Origin of the sequence: Pseudomonas sp. 18173 (genome assembly GCF_050432945.1) — a bacterium.
Lineage (GTDB): Bacteria > Pseudomonadota > Gammaproteobacteria > Pseudomonadales > Pseudomonadaceae > Aquipseudomonas.
Window position 1 is genome coordinate 23,271 of the sequence record NZ_JBKFTN010000024.1, and the last position, 18,198, is coordinate 41,468.

Annotated in this window: 20 protein-coding genes; 12 read left to right on the forward strand and 8 right to left on the reverse strand. The window is 61.6% G+C overall.

Going from position 1 to position 18,198, the window contains the following annotated elements:
* The first annotated feature begins 77 nt into the window (after positions 1-77).
* Entirely contained in the window at positions 78-920 is an 843-nt protein-coding gene (locus tag ACLD1X_RS23490) for an NAD-dependent protein deacetylase (RefSeq protein ID WP_429371735.1), read from the forward strand.
* A 115-nt stretch (positions 921-1,035) separates the two neighbouring features.
* Here ACLD1X_RS23490 and ACLD1X_RS23495 read toward each other — a convergent pair whose 3' ends face one another.
* Entirely contained in the window at positions 1,036-1,938 is a 903-nt protein-coding gene (locus ACLD1X_RS23495; RefSeq protein ID WP_429371737.1) for a LysR substrate-binding domain-containing protein, read from the reverse strand.
* Between the two features lie 174 nt (positions 1,939-2,112).
* On the opposite strand from ACLD1X_RS23495, the gene ACLD1X_RS23500 reads away from it, so the two are divergent.
* The 3 genes from ACLD1X_RS23500 to ACLD1X_RS23510 are packed head-to-tail and all read left to right on the forward strand — an operon-like array spanning position 2,113 to position 4,706.
* The gene (locus tag ACLD1X_RS23500; protein ID WP_046816298.1) at positions 2,113-2,811 is read left to right on the forward strand and encodes a CoA transferase subunit A; all 699 of its coding nucleotides are present in this window, start codon (positions 2,113-2,115) and stop codon (positions 2,809-2,811) included.
* A gap of 36 nt (positions 2,812-2,847) precedes the next feature.
* On the forward strand, positions 2,848-3,513 hold the full coding sequence (locus ACLD1X_RS23505) for a CoA transferase subunit B (protein ID WP_157713070.1): 666 nt from the start codon (positions 2,848-2,850) through the stop codon (positions 3,511-3,513).
* Between the two features lie 11 nt (positions 3,514-3,524).
* Positions 3,525-4,706 (forward strand): acetyl-CoA C-acetyltransferase, encoded by a 1,182-nt coding sequence (locus ACLD1X_RS23510; RefSeq protein ID WP_429371740.1) that lies wholly within the window; start codon positions 3,525-3,527, stop codon positions 4,704-4,706.
* Between the two features lie 244 nt (positions 4,707-4,950).
* On the opposite strand, the gene ACLD1X_RS23515 is transcribed toward ACLD1X_RS23510, so the two are convergent.
* Complete coding sequence (locus tag ACLD1X_RS23515) at positions 4,951-5,481, reverse strand: chalcone isomerase family protein (RefSeq protein WP_429371742.1); 531 nt, start codon at positions 5,479-5,481, stop codon at positions 4,951-4,953.
* 168 nt (positions 5,482-5,649) lie between these two features.
* Here ACLD1X_RS23515 and ACLD1X_RS23520 point away from each other — a divergent pair, with 168 nt between their 5' ends.
* From ACLD1X_RS23520 to ACLD1X_RS23540, 5 genes are all read left to right on the forward strand, one after another.
* Positions 5,650-6,444: a hypothetical protein gene (locus ACLD1X_RS23520; RefSeq protein ID WP_429371859.1), complete on the forward strand. Its 795-nt coding sequence runs from the start codon at positions 5,650-5,652 to the stop codon at positions 6,442-6,444.
* Between the two features lie 58 nt (positions 6,445-6,502).
* A complete protein-coding gene (gene yddG / locus ACLD1X_RS23525; RefSeq protein WP_429371744.1) occupies positions 6,503-7,420 on the forward strand; it encodes an aromatic amino acid exporter YddG in 918 nt (305 codons plus the stop codon).
* An 83-nt stretch (positions 7,421-7,503) separates the two neighbouring features.
* Positions 7,504-8,175: a glutathione S-transferase family protein gene (locus tag ACLD1X_RS23530; protein WP_429371746.1), complete on the forward strand. Its 672-nt coding sequence runs from the start codon at positions 7,504-7,506 to the stop codon at positions 8,173-8,175.
* Between the two features lie 31 nt (positions 8,176-8,206).
* A complete protein-coding gene (locus ACLD1X_RS23535) occupies positions 8,207-8,533 on the forward strand; it encodes a putative quinol monooxygenase (protein ID WP_429371748.1) in 327 nt (108 codons plus the stop codon).
* A gap of 261 nt (positions 8,534-8,794) precedes the next feature.
* A complete protein-coding gene (locus ACLD1X_RS23540) occupies positions 8,795-9,364 on the forward strand; it encodes a hypothetical protein (protein WP_429371750.1) in 570 nt (189 codons plus the stop codon).
* Positions 9,365-9,367: 3 nt separating this feature from the next.
* On the opposite strand, the gene ACLD1X_RS23545 is transcribed toward ACLD1X_RS23540, so the two are convergent.
* From ACLD1X_RS23545 to ACLD1X_RS23555, 3 genes are all read right to left on the reverse strand, one after another.
* Complete coding sequence (locus tag ACLD1X_RS23545; protein ID WP_429371752.1) at positions 9,368-10,084, reverse strand: alpha/beta hydrolase; 717 nt, start codon at positions 10,082-10,084, stop codon at positions 9,368-9,370.
* Positions 10,085-10,674: 590 nt separating this feature from the next.
* Complete coding sequence (locus ACLD1X_RS23550; RefSeq protein ID WP_429371754.1) at positions 10,675-11,787, reverse strand: succinylglutamate desuccinylase/aspartoacylase family protein; 1,113 nt, start codon at positions 11,785-11,787, stop codon at positions 10,675-10,677.
* A gap of 205 nt (positions 11,788-11,992) precedes the next feature.
* Complete coding sequence (locus tag ACLD1X_RS23555) at positions 11,993-12,772, reverse strand: ABC transporter substrate-binding protein (protein ID WP_429371756.1); 780 nt, start codon at positions 12,770-12,772, stop codon at positions 11,993-11,995.
* Positions 12,773-13,003: 231 nt separating this feature from the next.
* Between ACLD1X_RS23555 and ACLD1X_RS23560 the strand changes: the two genes are divergently transcribed.
* Entirely contained in the window at positions 13,004-13,645 is a 642-nt protein-coding gene (locus ACLD1X_RS23560) for a type 1 glutamine amidotransferase (protein WP_429371758.1), read from the forward strand.
* 17 nt (positions 13,646-13,662) lie between these two features.
* On the opposite strand, the gene ACLD1X_RS23565 is transcribed toward ACLD1X_RS23560, so the two are convergent.
* Positions 13,663-14,097, reverse strand: coding sequence for a rhodanese-like domain-containing protein (locus ACLD1X_RS23565; RefSeq protein ID WP_429371760.1), 435 nt, complete (start codon positions 14,095-14,097; stop codon positions 13,663-13,665).
* A 101-nt stretch (positions 14,098-14,198) separates the two neighbouring features.
* Here ACLD1X_RS23565 and ftrA point away from each other — a divergent pair, with 101 nt between their 5' ends.
* Positions 14,199-15,173 (forward strand): transcriptional regulator FtrA, encoded by a 975-nt coding sequence (gene ftrA, locus ACLD1X_RS23570; RefSeq protein WP_429371762.1) that lies wholly within the window; start codon positions 14,199-14,201, stop codon positions 15,171-15,173.
* Positions 15,174-15,280: 107 nt separating this feature from the next.
* Here ftrA and cobF read toward each other — a convergent pair whose 3' ends face one another.
* Together cobF and ACLD1X_RS23580 are read right to left on the reverse strand one after the other, a co-directional pair.
* Positions 15,281-16,036: a precorrin-6A synthase (deacetylating) gene (gene cobF, locus ACLD1X_RS23575; protein WP_429371764.1), complete on the reverse strand. Its 756-nt coding sequence runs from the start codon at positions 16,034-16,036 to the stop codon at positions 15,281-15,283.
* Positions 16,036-16,608, reverse strand: coding sequence for a histidine phosphatase family protein (locus ACLD1X_RS23580; protein ID WP_429371766.1), 573 nt, complete (start codon positions 16,606-16,608; stop codon positions 16,036-16,038). The genes cobF and ACLD1X_RS23580 overlap by 1 nt, the downstream gene beginning before the upstream one ends.
* 563 nt (positions 16,609-17,171) lie before the next feature.
* On the opposite strand from ACLD1X_RS23580, the gene ACLD1X_RS23585 reads away from it, so the two are divergent.
* Complete coding sequence (locus ACLD1X_RS23585) at positions 17,172-18,188, forward strand: arginine N-succinyltransferase (protein WP_429371768.1); 1,017 nt, start codon at positions 17,172-17,174, stop codon at positions 18,186-18,188.
* Positions 18,189-18,198: the final 10 nt, after the last annotated feature.

Genomic DNA, 18,198 nt, shown 5'->3' on the forward strand with positions numbered 1-18,198 from the left:
CGCCGCGGGGTGTCAGGCTTACAGTGTTATCGTTGACGACCATCGCGAGCGAGCTCGCTCCTACAGGCCTGCACAACATGTTCGACAAGCTGATCCACGAACAGCTCGATCGCCTCCATCAGCTCATGGCCGACGCGCCGTTCGCGGTCCTGACCGGGGCTGGCATCAGCACGCCCTCGGGCATCCCGGATTATCGCGACAACCAGGGCGTGCGACGGGGCCGGCAGCCGATGATGTACCAGGAATTTCTCTCAGCCCCGCAATCCCGGCAGCGTTATTGGGCGCGGGCGATGCTTGGCTGGCCACGGGTGCGTCAGGCGCAGCCGAACGTGGCCCACGACACCCTGGCCAGTCTGCAAGGCCGGCGACAGATCGGCGGGTTGATCACCCAGAACGTCGATACCCTGCACGACCAGGCCGGCAGCCATGACGTGATCGAACTCCACGGCAGTTTGCATCGGGTGTTGTGCCTCGATTGCGGCCGGCGCAGCGAGCGTGATTCGATCCAGCGCTTGATGGAAACACAGAATCCGTACCTGGCCGGCGTCGATGCCGTGCAGGCGCCGGACGGCGACACCTTGCTCGACCCGGCCTTCGAGGCACGCTTCCAGGTCCCGCATTGCCCGCATTGCGCCGGGGAACGGCTGAAGCCGGATGTGGTGTTTTTTGGCGAGAACGTCGCGCAGGCCACGGCGGCCAGGGCGATGGCCGCCGTCGAACAGGCTGCCGGGTTGTTGGTGATCGGCTCGTCGTTGATGGCCTATTCGGCATTTCGCTTGTGCCGGGCCGTGGTGGATCAGGGCAAGCCGTTGATTGCGATCAACCTGGGCAAGACCCGGGCGGACGAGATGCTGGAATTGAAGATCGAGGGGGCGTGCGAGCAGCTTTTACCGTTGTTGGCCGAGCGACTCTCTTCCTGATCAACACATACCCCTGTGGGAGCGGGCTTGCCCGCGAAGAGGCCGGCACATCCAACATCTTTTTTGCCTGACCCACCGCTTTCGCGAGCAAGCCCGCTCCCACAGGAAACAGTGATCAGCCCATGGCAACTCGTTGCCCGAAATTTTCTTCTTTCAACACATCAAACATCGCCTGCGCTGCCGCCGACAGTTCTCCCCCCGGCAACGTCAGTACCCCAAGCGCCCGCTCCACGACCGGGTCACGCAATGTGATGCAACGCGCACCCAGTTCACGCATCTGCCCGGCACACAAGGCTGGCACGGCGCTTACGCCCAGGCCACTGGCGACCATGCGCCCGACCGTCGCCAGTTGATGGCTTTCAAACTCCACCGGCAGCTTCATGCCGCGGGCCTGCAGGTGCTCTTCCAGCATTACCCGCACGGTGGAAGGTCGCTGCAAGGTGATGAACGGCTCCTTGAGCAGAGTCTGCCAATCGATGTCATCCAGCCCGGCCAGCGCCGAGTCCAGGGGCACCACCGCGACGAAACGGTCGATGTACAACGGCGTGAACTGTAGCGACGAACTCATTGTCGGCTCGAACGCCACCCCCAGTTCAACCTGGCGGTCACGGACCATTTCCAGTACCTGCTCGTTGATCACATCGTTGACCGTGACGTTGACATTCGGATAGCGGGCGCGGAACGTCTTGAGGATCGGCGGCAGCAGGTTGCCGGCGAACGATGGCATCGCCGCCAGGGTCACCCGGCCGCGTTGCAGGGTGAAGCGCTGGCGCATTTCGTCCTCGGCATTGTCCCAGTCGGCGATCAGGCGGCGCGCCAATGGCACCAGGGATTCGCCTTCGGCGGTCAGCGCGACGTTACGTGTGTTGCGGGTGAACAGCCGCCCGCCCAGGCCCTCCTCCAGCGCCTTGATGGTCAGGCTCAGGGCCGACTGCGACAGGTGCAGGCGCTCGCAGGCCACGGCGAAACTCAGGCTCTGGGCCACGGCCAGGAAGGCACGGATCTGCTTGATGGTCATCTCGCTACGCTCAAGTTGTAAGCTGCTAGCTTCAAGCTGCAAGTTTAGAGCAGCAGTTTATTGAGTTTTATCTATCAATCAACCTTAAAAATCAACTTAACAAATGAATCAAGCAGCGCGACACTCAACCCCATTCGGCTAGCCAGCCGCCCACAAAGAATAAAAGAGGTGCATATGGCAGGTTTCGACAAGCGCGTGAGTTCCTATGAGGAAGCTCTGGCAGGTCTTGAAGACGGCATGACCGTGATCGCTGGCGGCTTCGGCCTGTGCGGGATTCCGGAGAACCTGATCAACGAGATCAAGCGCAAGGGCACTCGCGACCTCACTGTGGTCTCCAACAACTGCGGCGTCGACGGTTTCGGACTGGGCGTACTGCTGACCGACCGCCAGATCAGCAAGGTGGTGGCGTCCTACGTCGGCGAAAACAAGCTGTTCGAAGAGCAACTGCTCAAGGGCGAAATCGAAGTCATCCTGACCCCGCAAGGCACCCTCGCGGAAAAAATGCGTGCTGGCGGCGCCGGCATCCCGGCCTTCTTCACCGCCACCGGTGTCGGCACTCCGGTTGCCGAAGGCAAGGAAGTGCGCGAATTCCATGGCCGCAAGTACCTGATGGAAGAGTCCATCACCGGCGACTTCGCCATCGTCAAAGGCTGGAAAGCCGACCATTTCGGTAACGTGATCTATCGCCATACCGCCCAGAACTTCAACCCGCTGGCGGCCACCGCCGGCAAGATCACCGTGGTCGAAGTCGAAGAAATCGTCGAACCCGGCGAGCTGGACCCGGCGCAGATCCACACCCCTGGCATCTACGTCGACCGGATCATCTGCGGCACGTTCGAGAAGCGCATCGAACAGCGCACCGTGCGTAAGTGATCCCCTGCCCCCGGACCGAATGAAGGAATAAAAACAATGGCACTTTCCCGCGAACAAATGGCTCAACGCGTCGCCCGCGAAATGCAGGACGGCTTCTACGTGAACCTCGGTATCGGCATTCCGACCCTGGTCGCCAACTACATCCCCGAAGGCATGGAAGTCATGCTGCAGTCGGAAAACGGATTGCTGGGCATGGGTCCCTTTCCTACTGAAGAAACCATCGATGCCGACATGATCAACGCCGGCAAGCAAACCGTGACCGCACGTACCGGCGCGTCGATTTTCTCCTCGGCCGAGTCCTTCGCGATGATCCGTGGTGGTCATGTCGACCTGACCGTGCTGGGCGCCTTTGAAGTGGACGTGCAAGGCAACATCGCCTCATGGATGATCCCCGGCAAACTGGTCAAGGGCATGGGCGGTGCCATGGACCTGGTGGCTGGCGCAGACAACATCATCGTCATCATGACCCACGCGTCCAAGGACGGTGAGTCCAAGCTGCTGTCGCAATGCAGCCTGCCGCTGACCGGCGCCGGTTGCATCAAGCGCGTGCTGACCGACCTGGCTTACCTGGAAATCGAAAATGGCGCTTTTGTCCTCAAGGAACGCGCTCCTGGCGTCAGCGTTGAAGAAATCGTCGCCAAAACCGCTGGTAAACTGATCGTCCCGGACCACGTACCGGAAATGCAGTTCGCTGCCCAGTGAGGAATCATTCCATGCAAGAAGTCGTCATTGTTGCCGCCACGCGCACCGCGATCGGCAGCTTCCAGGGTTCCCTGGCCAATGTCTCCGCTGTCGACCTGGGCGCGGCGGTGATCCGCCAGCTGCTGGCCCAGGCCGGCCTGGACCCGGCGCAAGTCGATGAAGTGATCATGGGCCAGGTGCTGACCGCCGGCGCCGGGCAGAACCCTGCGCGCCAGGCCGCCATCAAGGCCGGCCTGCCCTTCGCCGTGCCGGCGATGACCCTGAACAAGGTCTGCGGCTCCGGTCTCAAGGCCCTGCACCTGGGCGCCCAGGCGATTCGCTGCGGCGACGCCGAGGTGATCATCGCCGGTGGCCAGGAAAACATGAGCCTGGCCAACTACGTCATGCCAGGTGCGCGCACCGGTCTGCGCATGGGTCACGCGCAAATCGTCGACACCATGATCAGCGATGGCCTGTGGGATGCGTTCAACGATTACCACATGGGCATCACGGCCGAGAACCTGGCCGAGAAATACAGCCTGACGCGCGAGCAGCAGGACGCGTTCGCCGCCGCCTCGCAGCAGAAAGCCGTGGCCGCCATCGAAGCCGGGCGCTTCGTTGACGAAATCACACCGATCCTGATCCCGCAGCGCAAGGGCGATCCGTTGTCCTTCGCCACCGACGAGCAGCCACGGGCCGGCACGACCGCCGATTCCCTGGGCAAGCTCAAGCCGGCCTTCAAGAAAGATGGCTCGGTGACCGCCGGCAATGCTTCGTCACTGAACGACGGCGCCGCCGCCGTGATCCTGATGAGCGCCGACAAAGCCAAGGCCCTCGGCCTGCCAGTGCTTGCAAAGATCGCCGCTTACGCCAACGCAGGTGTGGATCCGGCGATCATGGGCATCGGCCCGGTATCGGCCACTCGCCGCTGCCTGGACAAGGCGGGCTGGTCCATCGACCAGCTTGAGCTGGTTGAAGCCAACGAAGCCTTCGCCGCACAGTCCCTGGCCGTGGCCAAGGACCTGGAATGGGACTTGAACAAGGTCAACGTCAACGGCGGCGCCATCGCCCTGGGCCACCCGATCGGTGCCTCGGGTTGCCGTGTGCTGGTGACGCTGCTGCATGAAATGCTCAAGCGTGACGCCAAAAAAGGCCTCGCCACCCTGTGTATCGGTGGTGGTCAGGGCGTGGCACTGGCGCTCGAGCGGGCTTAAAGCGTTCAACAGACGGCGCGGGGACCCACGAAGAACCGTCGCCGCCTGGAAAAACACCCGGTGTGACGCAAGTTGCACCGGGTTCTTTTTTGCCTGCGTTTTTATCAGGTAGACCGCGTTATCGTTCTTCGCGAGCAAGCCCGCTCCCACAGGGGATTTGTGAGCACTGAAGATTAACTGTGGGAGCGGGCTTGCTCGCGAAGGGGCCAGATCCGTCACCCCAAAAACCGCAGAATCAACAGGTTCAGAGTGCCGCCCCCAGCAACTGCTGGCGCAGCTCGGGGTTGCTGGTACGCGGATCGAGCCAGATGGCAAAAAAAGCCTGGGCGAATTGCAGGTCCTTCACTTCACGCAACAACTGCTGGCCAAGAAAAAACCGCGCGCCCTGCCCTGGCAAATAGACACCGGTCAAACGCGTGCCAGCCTGCACATCGACGAAGGACTGGTGCATTTGCGCCTGCCAGGATGCCAGTTGCTCGTCACTGATCTCGGTACCGGCAAGCCGCTTGATTTCCCTGATGCTGGCGTTCACCAGGTCTTCACGGGAAATGCTGCGCTGGTAGACCAATTCCAGGGCAAACGGCTGATCGCTCGCCAAGGGCCGTGACGTACTCCAGAGCCGCGCACTGTAGACATCGAAGCCGTACTTGCGGAATTCGCCACTGCCGAGAATCTGCGCACCGGGCAGTGAATCCTGCCAATTGGCCAGGGCCTGACAGCTCAGCAGTACAAGCAGCCACAGACCATGGCGCAGCAGCGATCGTTGACGGTTCATGACGGGTTGGCCTCGTTGCGGGATGCCCGGACAAAACGTATGCGCAAAAGACCCTTTCGTACAATTTTCGAGGGGCTTTATTTTTGTATACAAAACTCGCACACAGACAAGGCAATCTACCTGATGCAATGTTACCGTTGCCACCTCACACAGGTCGGAGACGTGCGCGTGTTGATGCTCAAACTGCTGGTGATTCCAGGCTTCCTGCTGCTGATTTCCCTGGCGGGCAAACGCTGGGGGCCGAGCGTGGCCGGCTGGTTGTCGGGACTGCCGGTGGTGGTCGGGCCGATCCTGTTGTTCCTCGCCCTTGAACAAGGCCAGGCGTTCGCTGCGCAATCGGCCACCGCTGCGCTGTCTGCCATGGTCGCAATGATCGCGTTTTGCGTGACCTACGCCCAGGTCGCACAACGGGCCGGATGGCCGCTGGCGTTGCTGGTCTCGCTGTCGACCTGGGCGGTGTTGGCGGTTGCCCTGTCGCTGGTCCCGGCGTCCCTGGTGTTTTCGGTGGGCGCCGCCGCCAGCGCGCTGCTCGCCGCACCGTACCTGTTCCCCACCGTGCAACCGGTGCTCAGCGGCCCGGCGCCGAAATCCGACAAGCTCCTGCTGCGCATGGTGGCCGGTGCGGTGCTCACGCTGGTCGTGACGCTGCTGGCCAGCACCGTGGGCGACCGCTGGAGCGGCTTGCTGGCGGTGTTCCCGGTATTGGGCAGCGTAATGGCGGTGTTCTCCCAGCAAACCCGGGGCCCGGCCTTTACCGCCGCGTTGCTGCGCGCCACCGCCACCGGCATGTATTCGTTCGCGGCCTTCTGCCTGGTATTGGCGCTGGCGCTGCCGACGATGGGGATGAACGCCTTTATCCTCGGCATCGCGGTGTCGGTGGCCATGCTGGGCGTGACCAAGCGCTTGCTGGCACGGCCGCTCGGCCCGACGACGGACACTGGAGGAACGGCGATCAAACGCTAAGCTGCATCAAGTCATCGGGCCAGGATGTTGCCCGCCTCAACGCGCTGAAGGAACAGACATGACTGCATCTCGCTTGCGCACTGCCCGTTCGGCGACCGCCGTGGGCGTGATTGCGATCTTCCTCTGGTCCTGCCTGGCGTTATTGACCACCCTCACCGAAGGCATCCCGCCCTTTGAGCTGCTGACCTTGAGTTTCGCCGTGGCGTTTGCCGCGAGCCTGATCACCCTCGGCCGCCACGGTTTGGCCGGGTTCAGCAGCTGGCGCCAACCCTGGGCCGTCTGGGTGACCGGTTTCATCGGCATTTTCGTGTATCACGCGCTGTATTTTTTCGCCCTCAAGGTCGCGCCTGCCGCCGAGGCCAGCCTGATCAATTACCTGTGGCCCTTGATGCTGGTGCTGCTGTCGGCCTTCGCTGCCGGAGAAAAGCTGCACAAGCGCCAGGTACTCGGCGCGGTGCTGGGCCTGGCGGGCACTGCGTTCATCATGCAGCAACGCACCACCCACTCGGCGGCGACGATGCCGGTCGCTGGCTATCTGGCAGCGTTCGGCTGTGCGCTGATCTGGGCGGGCTACTCGGTGTTCAATCGTCGTTTCAGCGCAGTACCGAGCAGTATCATCGGCGCAATCTGCGGCATGTCGGCCGCCGCCGGGCTGGTCTGCCATCTGGCCTTCGAAACCACCGTATGGCCTGATTTCAATCAATGGGCTGCGATTGTCGTCCTTGGCCTCGGGCCGGCCGGGCTGGCGTTTTTCGCCTGGGACCACGCCACCAAACATGGCAACCTGGCGACGCTGGGGGCGCTGTCCTATCTGGCCCCCTTGATTTCGACCCTGCTGCTGATCGTCATCGGCCATGGCCACGCCAGCCCGATCCTCATCGTGCCCGCACTACTGATCATTGCCGGGGCGGTGATCGCCACCGCACAGGCGCCGGAAAAAGCGCCGACAACCCGTTCGATGGTTTCGCACGAGTAGAGCAACAACCTCGTACGTCAATCGAACGGGTTTGCTTCAACATCAGCCTCAGTTCCAACCCCTACCCGACTGAGGCCTGCACCATGCAATTCTTTTTCCACCCTTCGCCGAACCCGATGAAAGTTGCCCTGCTGCTCGAAGAGCTGCAAACACCCTACGAATTGATTGGCGTCGACACCTTCAAGGGCGCGCAACACCAGCCAGCCTTCCTGGCGATCAACCCGAACGCCAAGGTACCCGCGCTGGTGGATGGCGATGCCACTGTGTTCGACTCCCAGGCGATCCTGCTGCACCTGGCGCAGACACATCAGCGCTTCCTGCCGACGTCCGCTGCCGGCCAGGCCGAAATGCTCTCGTGGCTGATGTTCATCGGTACCGGCCTGTCACCGTTTTCCGGCCAGGCGGTGCACTTCCTGCACCATGCACCGGAAGACCTGCCTTACGCGAAAAACCGCTACTTCAAGGAAGTCGAACGCCACTATCGCATCCTCGACGAGCGCCTGGCCCGGCATCAGTACCTGGCTGGCGACACCTACAGCATCGCCGACATGGCCCTGTGGGGCTGGGCCAACTATGCGCCCTACATCCTCGGCGAGAACGGTCTGGCGGCGTACCCGAACGTCAAGCGCCTGTTCGATGAAATCAGCGCCCGCCCGGCCGCCCTGCGCGCCCACGGCCTGAAAGAAAAACTGGTGCTCAAGGCCGAATTCGACGAAGAAACCCGTCGCAACCTGTTCCCGCAAAACCAGGTGTAATCCACCGGTTCCAGCCTTCGAGGGTGATGAAATGAGTGATCAAGTCGCGTTTATCGTTTACCTGCCGGCCAAACCGGAACGCTTTGCCGAAACCAGAGAACGCCTGCTGGATGTGGTGCATCAGATGTCGGCCGAGCCGGACTTCGTCAACACCTGGGTGCACCAATTGCAGGACGAGCCCAATACCCTGGTGCTGTACGAAACCTGGAACTGCAGCAAGCAAGACTTCATCGCTCGTCACTTGAGCAAGCCGTACCGCCAGGACTACGAGCAGTTGCTGCCGGAACTGCTGGCCAGCGAACGGCGGATCGAGTTTCTCGACGTGATCCAGAGCTATCCGGTACGGCGCAAGGCCTGATCCGGGCACATCTTTGTGGCGAGGGGGCTTGCTCCCGCTGGGTCGCGAAGCGGCCCCCTGCATTCTTTCAGGAGTACCGCATAGAGAGGACGAGCGACTGCTTCGCAGTCGAGCGGGACGGTGCAGCGATCCGACAAGCTCCCTCGCCACAGGTGATTAGTCGGTCAAAAGAGAGTGACCACTCGTTAGGGCACACTGGAATGCATCGCAACCTCCGTGGGATGATCGCGCCCCACCGCGCGCCCATCCCTGGAGATTCCGATGTCATTGTTGAGTAAAAAAGCCCTTGTCCTGCTGCTGGCCGCTGCTACCGGCCTGGGGGCTTTGAATGCGCAGGCGGCCAAGGCCACTTCCAGCGATAACGCGCCCGCCCAACAAGTCTCGATGCTTGGCGGCAAGTTCACGTTCAACCTGCCCAAGGGTTTCCTCGCCAACCCGCTGCCCGCCAGCCCGGACGGAGCGACAGGCACCCTGTACAGCAACGCGACCACCAAGACCGTGGTCATCGCCGCTGAAAACGACTTGCCCAAGGGTATCGACGTCAAGGACAACGACGGCCAGTTCCTCGACAGCACCGTGGCCGACTTCGATTTGGCGCAACGCAAATCCCTGCCTGACTACAACAAGCTCAGCGAGAAAAGCCTGACCCGGAAAACCGGATTGGGCTTGCGCCAGGTCGATGGCACCGCCACACAGGGCGGCGGCATGACCCTCACCACCACGCTGATGGCGGCCTCCGGCACGCGCATGACGGTGATCCAGGTGATCTCCCGTCCTGGCGACATGGCAGCCCACGAAACCCTGATCAAACAGATCGTCAGCGGAAAATAGGGCTCAGGGGTTCAGGCGCTGCAACCAGGCGCTCAAGTCCTGTATCTCGTCGGCGCTGATGTTGTGACCGACACCGGGGTAGCCGTGAAACTCGGGTTCGAGTGACACGCTCTGCAACAGGCTGTTGGCTTCGGTGCCGTCACTGTAGGGAAGGCGTTTGTCCTGCTCGCCATGGCCGATGAAAATCGCCAGCGACTGGCGCTTCTCATCCGGCTTGAGCTCGGCCTTGAGCACCGGCAGGACCCGCCCGCTCAACGCAGCGATCCCGCCCAGCGCCTCGGGATGCCGCAGCCCCACTTCGTAGGACATGATCGCACCCTGGCTGAAGCCGACCAGGAACACTTTCTCGGGTTCGGTGTGATACTTCTTCGTGGCTTGTGCGACGAAATCCAACAACACCTGGCCACTGGACTTCAGATCATCGGTCTCCCCGTTGTAGGCCCCTTCGCCCTTCTTGCGAAACCACTGATAACTACCCGCCTCCATCACCAAAGGCGCCCGCACCGACAAATAGGTGTAGGACGCGGGCAAGTCATCCTTGATGCCGAACAGGTCCTGCTCGTTACTGCCGTAACCGTGGAGGAAAATCACCAGGGGCTGATGGTTCGAATCGGCGCTGGCCTGCTCCAGGTACTTGAGCGGCAAGTCGGTTTGCAGCGGGGTTTGCGCGTGAACGGCAGTGGATGCCAACAGCGTGAGCAACGCGAGAATCTTCAACATGGGTCTTCCTTCACGGAATGCAGGATTCGCGCAAGAGCCTAACACTGAGAACCTGGCAGGAACATCTCGGGCGTGGCGGATGCCGCCTTCGCGAGCAGGCTCGCTCCTACACACCCGCGCCATTCAGGTCGACTGTCAGGCCGCCATCGCTGGCAAGCCAGCTCCCACAGAAGAGCAGAGCAAAGCAGGTCGGCGTACACCCGCTCTGCCCTTCACCACTCAACAGGCCGAGTGTTAGCTCGCCTGCCGCTCTTGATCTTGATCTTGATCCACCCGCCGCCTCGACAGGCTGAGCGGAGGTGTTCATCCGGGGAATGGCGCGCAGCGCCGTGCGGCGCATGCCGCACACATTGCGGGGGGGTGCAGCGAAGCAAACCGTGGGGCAATGCCCCCGGATGAATGCCGGAGCGAAGGAACCCCGAGCCCAAGCGAGGGGCCGGACGTTCGGGGCGAGCGTTTTTTTGCTTACTTTTTTTTAGGCGCTTGTAAAAAAAGTGAGTCGCCGTAAGGGCGAAACCGCCAGCCGCCGTTACCCAAAAAACGGATATGTACACCAACAAAAAAACACAAGCTGTCAGGCCAACCCCGGATCAGTCGTTGATCAACTTCCCCACCCGAATCGGCTCACGCCCGGCAACTTTCGCCTGCCAGGTGCCCGGCTGGGTATAGCGCCCACGGTCAATGGCAAACAGCACACCGCTGGTACCCGCCCGTACGATGGTGACCTTGTCGTTCAACGGATCGACCACCTCGAACAGCGCATCGCCCTTCTCCACCCACTCCCCGGCTTCACGCAGGAAACTGACCACACCGTGATGCGGTGCAAACAGGTATTGAGTGCCTTCGAACGGCATGCCTTCACAGCATTCGGCCGGTGCCGCCGGCCAGGTGCCGGAGATCAAACCCTGCTCGGCGAGGAACCCGAGAATGGCCTCGCAATTGGCCTGGGCCTGGTCGACGCGGGTGTCACCCATGCTGCCCAGCTCCAGCGTAGTCGCCAGGTTGGCCGGCGGAATCGCCGCCGCCGGGAACGCCCTGGCCAGACGCAACCATGGCGAAGAACAGGACTCATCGAACGAACTGCCGCCGGAGTCTTCACACAACAGCGCCACGCCGGCCTTCAAGCGCGCCGCCAGGGATTGCCATTGTGGCCAGTGCTGCGGCAAGGCATAGATGTGAATCGCCGCATCGAAATCACAATGCAGGTCAAGGGTGATGTCGGCGTCGCAGGCATGGCGCAGCAACAGGCGGTGCATCGCTTCGAGCTGCGAGGTCGCTGCCGGCAAGCCGTCGAGAACCTGACCCATGGTCTGGCGAATCAGTGTGATGTTGGCCTGGGCATCGCTGCCGAGGCGATCGCCGATCAATTCGGCCACCGGCGCACTGAGTTCGACGAACGAGCGGTTGAAGTTCTTGCCGCTGCCCAGCTCGAAACGCCCCATGTGGCTGCCTTGCAGGTGCTGATCGAGGCCAATGGGATTGGCCACCGGCACCAATTCGATCACAGCGTTCAGTTGTCCCTGTCGTTCAAGTTCGGCCAGGCGTTGCTTCAGCTCCCAGGCCGTGCGCATGCCCGGCAGTTCGTCGGCGTGCAGGCTGGCCTGGATGTACACCTTGCGCGGGCCGGAGCCATAACGGAACACGCTGAGGGTACGCTCGCTCCCGAGATGGCTCCAGGGCAGTGAATGGTCGATGCGTTGCATGTGGGGAACTCCTGAGTGTCTTTGCGGTGAGATCACCTGTGGGAGCGAGCCTGCTCGCGAAAGCGCCGTGTCAGGCAACGTGAATATTCAATGTGCCGACGCCTTCGCGAGCAGGCTCGCTCCCACAGGTCTCTCTACGCTGAAAATGATTGCACAAAAAAAATGGCAACCGCGCCAACGGTTGCCATTTTTTCAGCCTGCTCGCTTACTCGCCGTAAACGTCAAACTTGAAGTACTTGTCCTGCACTTGCTTGTACTTGCCATTGGCACGGACTTCGGTGATAGCGGTGTTGAATTTTTCCGCCAGCTCCTTGTCGCCCTTGCGCACCGCAATGCCGGCGCCGCCACCGAAGTACTTCGGATCGTTGTACTCAGGGCCGACGAAAGCAAAACCCTTGCCGGCGTCGGTTTTCAGGAAACCGTCGTCCAGGTTGACCGAGTCGGCCAGCAGCGCGTCGATGCGGCCGGAGACCATGTCCAGGTTGGCTTCCTGTTGCGAGCCGTAACGCACCAGGTCGATGCCGGCAGGCACCAGCACTTCCGTGGCGAAGCGGTCGTGGGTACTGGCGCGCAGCACACCGACTTTCTTGCCCTTGAGTTCGGTCAGCGGGTCCTTGATATCGGTGCCTTCCTTCATCACGAAGCGCGCCGGGGTGTGGTAGTACTTGATGGTGAAATCGACGTTCTTCTTGCGGTCGTCAGTGATGGTCATGGACGACAGGATGGCGTCGATTTTCTTGACCTTCAGCGCAGGGATCAGGCCGTCGAACTCTTGCTCGACCCAGGTGCATTTGACTTTCATCTGCTCGCACAGGGCATCGCCGATGTCCACGTCGAAACCGGTGAGCTTGCCGTCAGGGGTTTTCATCGAGAATGGCGGGTAGCCGGCTTCGATGCCGATGCGGATCGGCTTGGCGTCTTCAGCCACGGCGGTCAGGGACAACATCGACAGTGCCAGGGCACCGAACATCACTAGCTTCTTCATTTATAACTCCTGTGTGCGGAGGCTTTTATTGGCAGCTTCGATTGGCAGCGTTCGGCCATCGCTTTGTGGGCGGGAACCGAAGTGGCCGGCAGTCTAGAGCGGCTACAGGTGGGTAAATTACGCCGAGGCGACAAATATTTATAGAAAAGTGGCACCAAGAGGGAAGCCATGAGGTGAACGCGCAATGACGATGCAAAATTGCCCTCTTTGCGTCCCATCGAGAGTAGCGCAATGCCCACGTTGAACCTGATCCAGCATCACCCCGCCGAAGGTCCGGGTGCCATCGCCCTTTGGGCCGAGTCCCGAGGGCTGGCGCTGAAGGTGTTTCGCGCCGACCTCGGTGAGTTGCCGCCCGTCAGCGCCGATCCGCTGATCCTGTTGGGCGGGCCTTATGAATCCAATGCCGGCCCGGCCTGGCTGGAGGCCGAACGGCAATGGCTCAAAGGCAGTCTGGACCTGGGTGGGGCCGTGTTCGCCATTTGCCTGGGGGCTCAGTTGCTGGCGTTGAGCCTGGGCGGGAATGTACGGCGGATGGCACGCAGCGAAACCGGATGGACCACCGTGAACTTCATCGATGGGCAAAGACTGAAAGTACTGGAGTGGCACGAAGATGCCATCGACCTCCCGCCTGCCGCGCAACTGCTGGCCAGCAGCGCGCAATGCGAACAACAGATGTACCGCGCCGGGCCGACGCGGCTGGGGTTGCAGTTTCATCCGGAGTGGAACGCCGAGTCGGTGGCCGTGCTCAATGCGCACTTTGGCGATGAGTCGCCGTTGCCCAGAGGACCGCAGGACGGTGCTGCCTACGCCGACGTGTTTACGTGGTTGCAGGCAACACTGGATGAGTGGTGGGCGGCCTCCAAGCCACACTGATCAATGGCGATTGAAGATCAGCATTCACAACCGATCGCGGCATTCGCGGGCAGGGGCACCCCGACACTCAACTCAAACCCTTCATCCAGCCATCCGGTCACGCCACCGATCATTTCCTTGACCGGATAACCCAGGGCCGCCAGTTTCACCGCAGCCTTGTTGGCACCGTTGCAATGAGGCCCGGCGCAATAGACCACAAACAGGCTGTTTTTCGGATAACGGGCCAGGCCTTCGGCGCTCAGCAAGCGCCCCGGCATGTTGATCGCTCCCGGCACATGCCCGCGTTCGAACGCCAGCGGGCCACGAACATCCACCAGAACGAAATCGACTTCACCGCCCTGCTGGCTGGCGTAGACGTCGGAACAATCGGTTTCGAACGTCAGACGGTTGCTGAAGTGCATCAGGGCGATGGCCGATGGGGCCGCGGGAATGTCACGAACCAGGCTGGTCATGGGCTGTACTCCAAAGTAGCGGTGGGTGTGGGAAGACTTTATCCGCCCGTCACTTGCGGCTACAGTGGCGTACAGGACACCCACCGGGAACTTTCCGCCAAATGCAGCCCACCCCAGGAACAGTCGCGATACTGGCCTACGACGGACTCTGCACCTTCGAGTTCGGCATTGCCGTGGAGATCTTTGGCCTGCCACGACCCGAATTCGATTTTCCGTGGTACGAACATTGTATAGTCGCTGTCGATCAAGGCCCGATGCGTGCCATGGGCGGCATCCAGATCCTGGCCGATGGCGGCATGGAATTGCTCGCCAATGCCCGCACCGTCATCATTCCCGGCTGGCGCGACCGCAGCGCCGCGCCCCCCGCGCCGTTGATCGCCGCCCTGCGCCAGGCCCATGCGCGGGGGGGGCGGTTGCTGTCGATCTGCTCCGGTGTTTTCGTTCTCGCCGCCACCGGGTTGCTCGACGGGCGCGGCGCGACCACGCACTGGCGCTATGCCTCGGAGCTGGCCGAGCGGTATCCCGGCATCCTGGTGGACCCGGACGTGCTGTATGTCGATTCCGGCCAGGTGATCACCTCCGCCGGCAGCGCGGCAGGCATCGATGCCTGCCTGCATCTGGTGGCACGGGACTTCGGCACGCAGGTGGCCAATTGCGTGGCCCGGCGCCTGGTCATGTCGCCGCAACGCAGCGGCGGCCAGGCGCAATTCATTCCAACGCCTGTCAGTCCCACACCGCGCAGCGATCTTTCCCGCGTCATGCAGTGGGCACGTGAGCGTTTGCACGAACCGCTGGAAGTGCGAGACCTGGCCAGCAAAGCCGCTATGAGCGAACGCACGTTCCTGCGCCGCTTCACCGAAGCCAGTGGGCAGTCACCGAAAACCTGGTTGCAGCACGAACGTCTGGGCCGCGCCCGCGAACTGCTGGAAAGCAGTGACCAGAACACCGAGCAGATTTCCGAACGTTGTGGTTATCGCTCGGTGGAAAGTTTCCGGGTGGCGTTTCGCACAGTGGTTGGCGTGCCGCCGTCGGTGTATCGGGAGCGGTTTGGGCGTGGGGGCAATGCTGTTTCTTGAGGTGTTCTCGAGGCCCTCTTCGCGGGCAAGCCCGCTCCCACAGGGTTCGCGCAATCCTTGTGGGAGCGAGCCTGCTCGCGAAGAGGTCAGCCCGGCCACCTTACCGCTCAGGGTTTTCTCAGCAAATAAGTATCCATGATCCAGCCATTGGCCAGCCGCGCCGCCTTGCGCACCCGCTCGATTTCATCCGCCACGTCCTTGAGCTTGCCGCTGATCAGGATTTCATCCGGCGTCCCCAGATACGCCCCCCAGTAAATCTCGGTGTCCTGATCCACCACCTGACGGTAGGCATCCTGAGCATCGAGCATCACCACCAGGCTGTCGGCATCGCTCACCTGCCCTGCCGCCAGGCGCCGGCCGGTGGTGATTTCAACGCAGCGGCCAATCTGGTTCAGCGGCACCTTGTGTTGTGCCGCCAACGCCTGGACGCTGGTAATGCCGGGGATCACCTCGAACTCGAACGTGCAGGCACCTGAAGCCTGGATGGCCTGCAGGATGCGAATGGTGCTGTCGTACAACGCCGGGTCGCCCCACACCAGAAAACCGCCACACTGGCCGTCGGACAGCTCTTCATTGATCAGCCGTTCGAAGGTCTGCTGCCTGGCCTGGTTCACGTCGTCGACACTGGTCTTGTAGTCCAGCTCTCCGCGCTCGCGCTCAGGGCTGTGGGCTTCGACAAAACGGTAAGCGGGGTCGGTGATGTAGCGTTCGCAGATTTCGCGCCGCAGATCGATGAGTTTGCCTTTGCCCCGGCCCTTGTCCATGAGGAAAAAAACATCGACCCGGTTCAGCGCTTTCACCGCTTGCATCGTGATGTAGTCGGGATTGCCGGCACCGATACCGATGACCAGGAGTTTTTTCATCACGGCAGGTCCTCGGCATCGGTGCCCGGCAAGCGTAGCCGCCAGCGGCCATGGAACCTCAACTCGAGCGCCGACAGGGGGTCGACGTCGATCAGGCCGGACGATCCCCCCTGCAACACCTGCGTCAGCGCGGCGCGGATGACAAAGGGATGGGTAATGGCAACGATGTGCCCTGGCGTCGACTGCAACGCTGTCAACCACGCCCCCACCCGCTCGTCCAGTTGCAGCAGCGACTCGCCGCCGTGAGGTGCCGAAGCCGGATCCCCCAGCCAATGCTGGAGCGCCTCGGGGTCGGTTTTTTGCAGGTCGCCGATGCGCTTGCCAGCCCAGCGCCCGAAATCGCAGTCCTTCAACGCGTCGACAATCTGCGGCGCACTGCCAAACAGTTCAGCGGTTTGCCGGGTGCGCAATTCCGGGCCGCAGACAAGGTGCAGCGCGCCCTTGAATTGATTGCAACGGGAAAGCCTGAGCGCTTGCCAATCCATCTCCAGAGGCTCGTCCAATGGAAAACGCGCCAATTTCTGAGCAACGGTTCGAGCGTGGCAAATCAGGGTTAAACGGGTTGCCTGCACCGGCAATCACTCCAGGGATGGAAAGGAACAAAGGCCTCGGCTGAGCGCCATGGCGCAATTGTGCCGCAAGAAAGCAGGCCCTGGGGGTGTTTAATTCCCCCTGCATGAAAGGGATTCCTACAGTCATTTCCTGCCAGGCTTTCTGTAATGGCTGACCGCAACTCAGGCAATCACCTACAAGACTTTACGAGATCGGCGTAGCCCCTTGGTACAGGCATTTCGCCCCATTTTCGGGCACGGCCAGGCCCTGCGAAAATTAACTAGACAGGCAGTACGCGATAATTAAATACTCCTTTCAACGGACTGTTAAAACATGAACCAAACTCATCCAGCAGGAGCCCGGATGCCCTTTCCCGAACACCCGATCAACGCGCCCGGCCAGGTATCTATCCGGCTGAGTCGCACGATCCTCGTTTAATGCGGTCCTTCTCCAGCAACACCTGACAAGAAAAACAGTGGCGCCTGACAACCCTCAGACGACCACCGGCTTAACGTGTGGAAAAACCGACAGTGATAGTCAGGTTCGGCTCAACCGCCGAATCGTTTGATACAGGAGTGTCTCCATGCTGGTCTTGCGTCCAGTCGAGTTAGCCGACCTGCCCCGGTTGCAGAAGCTGGCTCGTGAAAGCCTTGTGGGCGTCACATCCCTGCCCGACGACAGCGCACGGCTGCGCGGAAAAATCCTTGATTCCTGTGCCTCGTTCGAAAAGGCCATAGAGAGCCATGGCCCGGAAAACTATTTTTTTGTCCTCGAAGACCTGACCACGCAGCACCTGGTCGGCTGCTCGGAAATCCTCGCCACCGCGGGGTACAGCGAGCCGTTCTACAGCCTGCGCAACCGGCACTTCACCAGTGCCTCGAGGGAGCTGAACATCGAGCACGGCGTACCGGCCCTGTCGCTGTGTCACGACCTCAGCGGCCACACCTTGCTGCGCGGCTTCCATATCGATGCCGCACAGGTACGCACCGCGCATTCCGAACTGCTGTCGCGGGCGCGCCTGTTGTTCATCGCGGCCCACGCCCGACGTTTTTCCGATACGGTGATCACCGAGATCGTCGGCTACAGCAGCGATGACGGCCACTCGCCATTTTGGGATGCCGTGGGCAAGCATTTCTTCGACTTGCCCTACGTCGAGGCCGAACGGCTTTGCGGCCTGCAGAGCCGCACCTTTCTTGCCGAACTGATGCCGCACTATCCGATCTACGTGCCCATGCTGCCCCAGGCGGCGCAGGACTGCATCGGCAGCATCCATCCCGATGGCCAGGAGGCCTTCGATATCCTCCAGCGTGAAGGTTTCGAAACCAACAGCTACATCGATCTGTTCGATGGCGGCCCCACACTGTTTGCGCGCACGTCAGGCATTCGCTCCATCGTCCATAGCCAGTGCGGTATCACGCGGCCTGGCCCGGTGATCGATGCCCGGGGCCGCTTTCTGGTGAGCAACGAATCCCTCAAGGATTATCGGGCCATCGTCGCCGATCTTGATTACACCACCGGGCAACCCGTCACGCTGGATGCTGCCATGTGCAGCGCGCTGAAGGTGACCGAGGGCAGCCCGATCAGGCTGATCGCCCTGTGAACACCCACCA

Coding starts and splice junctions, on each gene's coding strand:
- ACLD1X_RS23490 (WP_429371735.1), top strand. CDS start 78: ATGTTCGACAAGCTGATCCACGAACAGCTCGATCGCCTCCATCAGCTC.
- ACLD1X_RS23495 (WP_429371737.1), bottom strand. CDS start 1,938: ATGACCATCAAGCAGATCCGTGCCTTCCTGGCCGTGGCCCAGAGCCTG.
- ACLD1X_RS23500 (WP_046816298.1), top strand. CDS start 2,113: ATGGCAGGTTTCGACAAGCGCGTGAGTTCCTATGAGGAAGCTCTGGCA.
- ACLD1X_RS23505 (WP_157713070.1), top strand. CDS start 2,848: ATGGCACTTTCCCGCGAACAAATGGCTCAACGCGTCGCCCGCGAAATG.
- ACLD1X_RS23510 (WP_429371740.1), top strand. CDS start 3,525: ATGCAAGAAGTCGTCATTGTTGCCGCCACGCGCACCGCGATCGGCAGC.
- ACLD1X_RS23515 (WP_429371742.1), bottom strand. CDS start 5,481: ATGAACCGTCAACGATCGCTGCTGCGCCATGGTCTGTGGCTGCTTGTA.
- yddG (WP_429371744.1), top strand. CDS start 6,503: ATGACTGCATCTCGCTTGCGCACTGCCCGTTCGGCGACCGCCGTGGGC.
- ACLD1X_RS23530 (WP_429371746.1), top strand. CDS start 7,504: ATGCAATTCTTTTTCCACCCTTCGCCGAACCCGATGAAAGTTGCCCTG.
- ACLD1X_RS23535 (WP_429371748.1), top strand. CDS start 8,207: ATGAGTGATCAAGTCGCGTTTATCGTTTACCTGCCGGCCAAACCGGAA.
- ACLD1X_RS23540 (WP_429371750.1), top strand. CDS start 8,795: ATGTCATTGTTGAGTAAAAAAGCCCTTGTCCTGCTGCTGGCCGCTGCT.
- ACLD1X_RS23545 (WP_429371752.1), bottom strand. CDS start 10,084: ATGTTGAAGATTCTCGCGTTGCTCACGCTGTTGGCATCCACTGCCGTT.
- ACLD1X_RS23550 (WP_429371754.1), bottom strand. CDS start 11,787: ATGCAACGCATCGACCATTCACTGCCCTGGAGCCATCTCGGGAGCGAG.
- ACLD1X_RS23555 (WP_429371756.1), bottom strand. CDS start 12,772: ATGAAGAAGCTAGTGATGTTCGGTGCCCTGGCACTGTCGATGTTGTCC.
- ACLD1X_RS23560 (WP_429371758.1), top strand. CDS start 13,004: ATGCCCACGTTGAACCTGATCCAGCATCACCCCGCCGAAGGTCCGGGT.
- ACLD1X_RS23565 (WP_429371760.1), bottom strand. CDS start 14,097: ATGACCAGCCTGGTTCGTGACATTCCCGCGGCCCCATCGGCCATCGCC.
- ftrA (WP_429371762.1), top strand. CDS start 14,199: ATGCAGCCCACCCCAGGAACAGTCGCGATACTGGCCTACGACGGACTC.
- cobF (WP_429371764.1), bottom strand. CDS start 16,036: ATGAAAAAACTCCTGGTCATCGGTATCGGTGCCGGCAATCCCGACTAC.
- ACLD1X_RS23585 (WP_429371768.1), top strand. CDS start 17,172: ATGCTGGTCTTGCGTCCAGTCGAGTTAGCCGACCTGCCCCGGTTGCAG.